This is a genomic window from Paenisporosarcina sp. P4_E4_2 (genome assembly GCF_056401595.1).
Map to the genome: position 1 here is coordinate 1 of NZ_JBFUJC010000426.1, position 2,347 is coordinate 2,347.

2 protein-coding genes and 1 pseudogene are annotated in these 2,347 nt (G+C 40.9%); all 3 read right to left on the minus strand.

The genetic code is table 11. The features are described from left to right. Positions 1–650 (minus strand): annotated as a pseudogene (locus AC1DSB_RS18155) (histidine kinase); the annotation flags it as partial. Continuing rightward, entirely contained in the window at positions 643–1,359 is a 717-nt protein-coding gene (locus AC1DSB_RS18160; protein ID WP_016427446.1) for a response regulator transcription factor, read from the minus strand. The pseudogene AC1DSB_RS18155 and the gene AC1DSB_RS18160, both read right to left, overlap by 8 nt. A 99-nt stretch (positions 1,360–1,458) precedes the next feature. Further along, positions 1,459–2,347 (minus strand): c-type cytochrome biogenesis protein CcsB (gene ccsB, locus AC1DSB_RS18165; RefSeq protein WP_477587297.1); only part of this gene is annotated, 889 nt, incomplete at its 5' end.

Sequence of the window (2,347 nt, forward strand, 5' to 3'; positions counted from 1 at the left end):
CCTTTCGATAATTCAAATGCGGCTTCACGCATTTTACGCAGTGGTGATGTGATCCGAGTAGAAAGGAAAAAAGCAAAGAAAGTCGTTAAGATAAATGCGATAAAAGCAGAGAGAAAGACGATATTCGTCGTTTCTTTTGTAGTTTTATGAATGACATCCAAGCTTTGATAAATGAATACGGCTCCATGAACTTCGTTTTCAACATTCAATGGAGAAGCCAATACGATAAATGGTTCCATTTGACTTTTATTTTGCAGAGATGGCAGCATCATTTCTTTAATGATTGGTTGTGATGATTTGAAAACATTTCCAAGCGTTTGATCTCTCATAATATATTTTTTTATTTCTTCTCCATTTTCCCCTTCATGCAAGGCAAGAGATACTTCACGCGGTTCTTTTGCAATCAGTGCATTCGTTTCTGGGCCAAGGACATCAGAAATAATAGAGAGAGATGCATCAACATTTTCATGATCATCTACAATACGGGCAATTGTACTCGCTTCCTGCCGTAAGGATGCTTCAGCTTGCTCGCTATGATAGTTCCCTAAAAATTCAAGCATTAAGACCGTAATGATAAACAATACAAACGAAACGAGAAGCAATATGGTTACCCATAGCTTCCCGACAACGCTGTTCCATATTCTATTCATTGACAACCTCGAATTTATAGCCTACTCCCCATACAGTTACAATCATTTTTGCGGCTTTTTCGGATACGCGGTTCAATTTCTCACGTAATCGTTTCACATGGGTATCGACTGTACGCAAATCACCAAAGAAATCGTAATGCCAAACTTCTTTCAGCAATTGTTCACGGTCAAACACTTTATCYGGAGCTTTCGCTAAAAAGTAAAGTAGCTCGTACTCCTTCGGTGTCAAGTTCACTTCTGTTCCATCCGCTGTGACGCGATGTGCATCGTGGTCAATCGTTAGATGCGGAAATACCACCAAATCTTTTGAAGAAGAGGTTGTAGTAATTGGTGAAATTGTCACGGAGCGTCTTAAGACGGCCTTAATACGAAGAACGACTTCGCGCGGGCTAAATGGTTTGACTATGTAATCATCCGCACCTAATTCAAATCCTTGAACGCGGTTTGCTTCTTCGCCTTTGGCAGTTAATAAAAGAATCGGTGTTGCTTTAAGTTCACGAAGTTCGGCAAGCACTTCCAAGCCGTCTTTCTCTGGCATCATCACATCCAACAGGATACAGTGATATTCTTTTTCAAGTGCCATTTCCAGTGCCATGGCTCCATTTTCAGCTTCGTCCACTTCATATCCTTCACGCTCTAAATACATTTTCAATAATCGACGAATGCGGTCTTCGTCATCTACAACTAAAACAGCAATATGTTCCGACATAGTGTTACCCCTCTCGTCCTGACTCTACCAATTATTGTACAATTACATGCTCTAAAATGAAAGAAAAGCCCTTCCCTCGGAAGGAAAAGGCTTGTCATTTTATGCGTATGAGTGTAACCCGGCAATAATTAGGTTAACAGCAATTAAGTTAAACATAATAATAATGAAGCCTATGACAGCCAACCATGCAGATTTTTCGCCATGCCAGCCTCGTGATAATCGAAGATGCAGGAAAGCTGCATAGAATAGCCATGTGATGAGAGCCCAAACTTCCTTCGGATCCCATCCCCAGAATCTTGACCAGGCTTCATGTGCCCAGATCATCGCAAATATCAGTGCGCCAAGCGTAAACACAGGGAATCCGATGGACACAGCACGATAACCGATTTCATCCATTAACTGCGAATTGGCCTTTTGGGCAAAAGGTTTCAGAACAGCTGAAATTGGTTTGCGAATGATAAGCCTGATTAATCCATAAAGGATAACCCCGAACAAAAATGACCAAGTAACCGTCGTTAATTTTTTCGCATTAACAAGTGGAGGCATTTCGGCAATTGGTGTCAAAGTTCCAGGTGTCAATGACTCATACTCATTCATTCCGAATAGAGGTGGTGCATTATACGTAATTTCTTTTTCTTTTTCTTCTTTATCTACATAGCTGAATTTTGCTTCGTAATCCATCACGCTAAATGTAGTAGTTGAAGCAACAAAGCCTAATGTTAAGACGAGTGTAAACATGACAGCTTCCAACCAAAAACTTTGTTTTGATTTCTTCGTAATGTCAACATTCTTCAGTAAGTAAATCAAACCAGCCACGGCACTGATTGCTAGAATGGCTTCACCGAGTGCAGCCGTAATAACATGGACTGTTAACCAATAGCTTTTCAACGCCGGAATCAAAGGATTAATGTCGCGCGGGAACATGCTTGCATATGCAATAATGATGATTGCAATCGGTAATGCGAACAGTCCGAGTGATGGTGTCCGG